The organism is Streptomyces endocoffeicus (genome assembly GCF_016741935.1).
Taxonomy (GTDB): Bacteria; Actinomycetota; Actinomycetes; order Streptomycetales; family Streptomycetaceae; genus Streptomyces; species Streptomyces endocoffeicus.
Genome location: NZ_JAERRG010000093.1, coordinates 1 through 6200, shown reverse-complemented (window position 1 = coordinate 6200; position 6200 = coordinate 1). Strand labels below are relative to the sequence as shown.

Genomic DNA, 6200 nt, shown 5'->3' with positions numbered 1-6200 from the left:
GGACATCACACTGGCGGTATTGCCTGTCATCACATATCCGTCAGCGCCGCTCGGCACGGTCGAGAAGCGAGTCAGGTAGTCCTGGTTATTGGCTCCGATGAACACGCCGACGGGCGTTCCCGTCAGCTCGGAAGGGTTGATCCCAGCGGTTTCTATGGCCTCCCAAGAGGTCTCCAGCAGCAGCCGCTGCTGCGGATCCATGGCCGATGCCTCACGCGGAGAAATGCCGAAGAACTCCGCATCGAATCCCGCCACATCGTCGAGAAATCCGCCATTCATCGCATAGGTCTTGCCGGACCGATCGGGATCCGGGTCGTAGAGGTTCTCGAGGTCCCAGCCACGGTCGGAGGGGAATCCGGAGATCGCGTCCACCCCACCGGCTACCAGGTCCCACAACTGCTCGGGCGAACCCGAGCCACCCGGGTACCGGCACGCTGCCCCCACGATGACGACGGGGTCAGTGCCCGCATCGTCCTCCGCCTGACCTCCTGGAGTCGTGGCCAGGGGCCGCCTGCCCGAGGTTTCACCTTCGCCTTCCCCGAAGAGTTGCACCCGAAGATGGGCGACAAGGGCAGCAGGGGTGGGATGGTCGAAAACCACTGTGGTGGGCAAGGCCAGCCCGGTAACCGCATTGAGCCGGTTACGCAGCTCGACCGCCGTCAAGGAATCGAATCCAAGGTCCTTCAGAGCGCGGCTCGCGGCGATATCTCCAGCGTCGCCATAATTCAACACGGCCGCGACATGGGCGCGAACCAGTTCGAGCAGCAAGCGCTCCCGTTCCTCAACAGAAGCCTCGGTGAGCTGCGTCAGCCAGGCAGACGTATTCTCCCCCGCCGACGAACGAGTCTCCTCGAGCGCCCGCGCCGCCTCCGGCAGATCCATCAGCAGCGGGCGAGTGCGGGCCGCGGTGAATCCCGGGACAAAGCGCTCCCAGTCCACATCGGCCACAGTCACCGATGCCTCATCCGCGTCCCATGTCTGCTGCAACGCCACAACAGCCAGTTCCGGTGGCATCGATCGCAGTCCGCGGCGGCGCACCATCTCCTCGGCGGCGTCGACCACGGCCATACCGGCGTCGGCCCACGCACCCCATGCGATCGAGGTCCCGGCCAATCCGAGAGCCCTGCGGTGTTCGGCCAGAGCATCGAGGTAGGCGTTGGCGGCCGCGTAACTGCCCTGCCCGCCACTGCCCCAGGTAGCGGCGGCCGAGGAAAACAGCACGAAGGCGTCGAGCTCCATCTCGCGTGTCAGCTCATGGAGGCATCGCGCGCCTGTCACCTTCGCATCGAGCACGTCGGCGAAGCTCTCCGAGCCGGTCTCGACCACCGGTCGAAGGTCGCCGCCTGATCCGGCGGTATGCACGATCGCGGACAGCGGGTGTTCGCCGGGAAGAGTGGCCAGCAGAGTGCGTACCGCTTCCCGGTCGGCGACATCGCATGCGGCCACGGTCACGGAGACTCCCGCGGCCTCCAGCTCGGCCACCAACTCAGCCGCTCCTGGAGCCGCGGGTCCGCGCCTGCTGACCAAGAGAAGGTGTGCCGCTCCCGCCTCGGCCAGCCAACGAGCGACATGCCCGCCCAACGCGCCGGTGCCACCTGTGATCAGCACCGTGCCGCGCGGCCGCCTGGCCCCGCCGAACGCGGCGCTCGACTCTCCGGTCCGGGCCCGTACGAGGCGCCGTACGAAGGCTCCCGACGTCCGAATCGCAACCTGGTCCTCACCGGCAGACGAAGCGAGGGCAGCAAGCCATCGCCGTGCCGCTCGGTCATCCAGTACATCGGGGAGGTCGATCAGACCACCCCACCATTGGGGGTGTTCCAGTCCGATGACCCTGCCGAGACCCCACACCATCGACTGCAGTGGCGAGGGCAGCACATCGGAACGGCCGACCGCGACAGCGCCCCTGGTCATCAGCCAAAGGGGCAGGTCCATATCGAGGTCGCTGAGCGCGTGGACGAGGGCGAGCGTCGCCGCCGCGCCGGCTGGGGCCGCTTGGTGAACCGGTCCCGGTGCTTCGTCCAAGGCCAGGAACGACAGCACCCCGGCCACCGAAGCCGTGCCGCCCTCAGTGCCTTCCTCGGCGTCATGGCGGGCGACGGCGGCACGAATGTCCTCGGCAAGGGCCGCCCGATCGGCTCCATCGCTGGCGGAGACCTCGATGCGCACCACGGACACCCCGCTGCGGGCCAATACGGTGAGGGCATCGTGAACCCACGTCGTCATGCCGCGGGATCCAGCAGGCACCACAGCGAGCCACGTCCCGGTGTGCGTCGGGTCAGCACCGCCGCTCGCACCGGTCTCAACGATCGGCTTCCATACGACCCGATAGCGCCAGTCATTGACCGTGGAGCGCCGGTTCTCCCTGCGATGCCAATCCGCCAGCACGGGCAGAACCTCATGGAACCCGGGCTCACGTTCGTCGCCCGCCAATCCCAGAAGGGCGGATACCGCTTCGGCGTCCTCCTCTTCCACGGCAGACCAGAAGCGAGACTCTTTGGCTGACGCTGCCGTGGTCGGGCCTTCGACGACCGTCGGCTGGGTCTCGGGCCAGTAGCGTCGACGTTGGAAGGCGTAGGTGGGGAGATCCAGGTGGGCCTGCGGGACGTTGCTGTCGCTGCCGCCGAGTGCGGGAGTCCAGTCGATGGGGGTGCCGGTGGTGAACTGCCTTGCCAGGCAGGTCAGTACCGCATTGACCGCAGGCTGATCCCGGCGCAGGGAGGGGATGATCTCCGGCTCAGCACCGGGGTCGCTCTCGTTGTCGGTGCGGGTCTGGCGCACGCTGGCCAGGCAGTTGTGGGTCATGGCGGTCAGAACGCCGTCGGGCCCCAGTTCCACAAACCGTGTCACCTGACCGTCCTCGGCCAGCCACTCCACACCCGGCCCGAACAGCACCGCCTGCCGGACATGACGCACCCAATACTCCGGCGAACACACCTCCTGCGCCTCCGCCGGCCGACCCGTCACATTGGAGATCACCGTCAGCCGAGGGGGAGCGAAGGACAGGCCCTCCAGCACCTGCCGGAAACCGTCCAGCATCGGCTCCATCAACGCCGAGTGGAACCCGTGCCCCACTCGCAGACTCTTCACCTTCCGACCCAGACCACGCCAATGGTCAGCTACTCGGGCCACGGCAGCCTCCGCCCCGGAGACCACCACCTGATCCGGCCCATTAACCGCCGCAACCTCCACCACACCACCAAGCCCAGACCCGCCCCGCAGATCCTCCAGAGCCTGACCCATCTCCTCCGCGCCAGCCTGGACCGAGGCCATCGCCCCACCCGCAGGCAGGCCCTGCATCAGCTGCCCACGAGCAGCCACCAACGTGCAGGCATCCTCCAACGACCACACCCCCGCCACATACGCCGCCACCACCTCACCGATCGAATGCCCCGCCAAGAAATCCACCCGGACTCCGAAAGACTCCATCAACCGGAACAGCCCCACCTCCAACGCAAACAACCCCGCCTGCGTAAACACCGTCCGATCCAACAACCCCTCACCGTCAGGAGCAGCAGCGTCGGCGAAGACCACATCCTTCAACGGGCGGTCCAGCAGCACATCGAACCGAGCACACACCTCATCGAACGCCGCCGCGAACACGGGAAAGGCCTCATACAACTCCCGCCCCATCCCCGCCCGCTGACTCCCCTGACCGGAGAACAACACCGCCACACGCCCCGACCGCACACGCCCCACCACCACACCACCGGCACCACCGACGGACTTGCCCTCCACCAGCGCCGCGAGCCCAGCGGTCAGCTCCTCCACATCCGAGCCAAAGACGACAGCACGGTGCTCGAACACCGCACGCGAACCCACCAGAGCACGCCCCATACCCACCACATCCACGCCACCGTCAGCCTGAGCAGCGCTGACATGCTCCAGCAGTCGGCTGGCCTGAGCCGCCAACGCTCCCGCACTGCGCCCCGACACCACCCACGGCGTCACACCACCACCAGCAGCGGAAACCTCCACCTCCACGGACTCATCCACCGGTGCTTCCTCGAGAAGAACGTGTGCGTTAGTCCCCGACACGCCGAAGGAAGACACCCCAGCCCGCCGGACCCGCTCCCCACGCGGCCAAGCCACAGGCTCAGCCAGCAACTCCACCGCCCCCGCGCCCCAGTCCACATGCGAGGACGGCTGATCCACATGCAACGTGCGGGGGAGCATCTCGCGGTTCAGGGCCATGACCATCTTGATCACACCACCCACACCCGCAGCCGCCTGCGTGTGACCGATGTTCGACTTCAACGCTCCCAGCCACAACGGCCGACCGTCTTCCCGACCCTGCCCATACGTGGCCAGCAGCGCGTGCGCCTCGATGGGATCACCGAGCTTCGTGCCGGTCCCATGACCCTCAACCGCATCCACATCCGCCGCCGACAACCGCGCGTTAGCCAGCGCCTGCCGGATCACCCGCTCCTGCGACGGACCATTCGGCGCCGTCAACCCATTCGACGCACCATCCTGATTCACCGCAGAACCACGCACCACCGCCAACACCCGATGCCCCCGCACCCGAGCATCCGACAACCGCTCCAACAACAACACACCCACACCCTCTCCCCAACCCGTGCCATCCGCCGCCTCGGCGAACGCCTTGCAGCGGCCATCGGCCGCCAGACCACGCTGTCGGGAGAACTCCACGAATGCGATGGGTGTGGACATCACCGTCGCCCCACCGGCCAGGGCCATCGAGCATTCACCACTGCGCAGCGCCACACTCGCCTGATGCAGAGCCACCAGCGACGAGGAACACGCCGTATCCACCGTCACCGCCGGACCCTCAAGACCGAAGACATAGGCAAGGCGGCCGGACATGGCACTGGCCGTGTTACCCGTCAGAAGATACCCATCACCGTCTTCGCCGTCGTCCTGGAACCGCGAAAGGTAATCCTGACCGTTGGCTCCGATGAATACCCCGACTGGTGCTTCGCTCAGCGCGGAAGGGTTGATCCCGGCAGTCTCTATGGCCTCCCAGGACGTCTCCAGCAGCAGCCGCTGCTGCGGATCCATAGCCAGCGCCTCACGCGGAGAAATACCGAAGAACTCCGCATCGAAATCCGCCGCATCATGCAGGAACCCGCCGCTCACGGCATAGGTCTTCCCAGGCCGACCCGGGTCCGGATCGTACAGATCCTCCAGCTCCCACCCACGATCGGCAGGGAACTCGGAGAGCGCGTCTGCACCGTTGGCCAGCAGAGTCCAGAGCTCATCCGGTGACGCGGCATTCCCCGGATACCGGCAGGCCATACCGACGATGGCAATCGGTTCGTGTGCACGGTCTTCCAACTCGCGCAGACGCCCACGGGCATCGCGAAGGTCGGCCGTAGCACGCCGCAGATAATCGAGAGTCTTCTCGTCAACCGACATGGTTCTATCCCGCCTTCCTTTACGCCCGGAGATCCTTAACGTTCCAGCTCGCCATCGAGAATGCTGAATAGCTCATCAGCCGATGCAGTTCCGAGGTCTTCGGTATCCGACTCGGAATTCCTGCCCCACTTAGTGAGGAGCCCGCGTAGGCGGGTGGAAACGACGGCCGCCTCGGCATCGGCCCAGTCAATGCCGGCAAGGGCCACTTCCAATTTGTCGATCTCGCTCATGATGCCCTGCGCAGTGGTCTGCGCAGCCCCGTCGATCTGCTTGAGCAGAACGTTGGCAATGGCCACTGGAGTCGGATGATCGAAGACCAGAGTGGTCGGCAGGCGAAGTCCGGTGATGTTGCTGAGCTGGTTTCGGAGCTCGACTGCGGTGAGGGAATCGAAGCCCAATTCCTTGAGCGCTCGCTTCTCCTCGATTCCGTACGGATCGGTTCGTCCCAGCACCGTGGCGACGTGGGTACGGACCAGGTCCAGCACCAGCCGCTCCCGCTCTTCCGGAACAACCATGGCGACCCAGTCGCGCCACTCGGTGCCCGCGCGACTGTCATTCCCGGCCGCTGCCTTCCGGACCGGCCTGCGCACCAACTGACGCAGCACCGTCGGTACGGGCACCGGCCGTTCCCCGAATGCCTTGAGGTCCAACCGCACCGGCAGCACCACAGCACGGTCCGCATACATCGACCGATCAAACGACGCCAAGGCATCCTCAGTGGCCATCGGAACGATCCCCAACCTGTCCATGCGGGCGAGGTCGGTCTCGTTGAGGTTCTGGGTGATTCCGCTGGCCTGTGCCCACAAGCCCCAGGCGAGGGACAC

2 protein-coding genes are annotated in these 6200 nt (G+C 66.2%); both read right to left on the bottom strand.

Annotation, left to right across the window (positions count from 1 at the left end; all coding sequences use genetic code 11):
- Window positions 1-5376 (bottom strand): type I polyketide synthase (locus JK364_RS53760; RefSeq protein WP_201858774.1); only part of this gene is annotated, 5376 nt, incomplete at its 3' end.
- 35 nt (window positions 5377-5411) lie between these two features.
- The coding region (locus JK364_RS53755; protein ID WP_230993951.1) for a phosphopantetheine-binding protein at window positions 5412-6200 on the bottom strand (789 nt) is incomplete at its 5' end.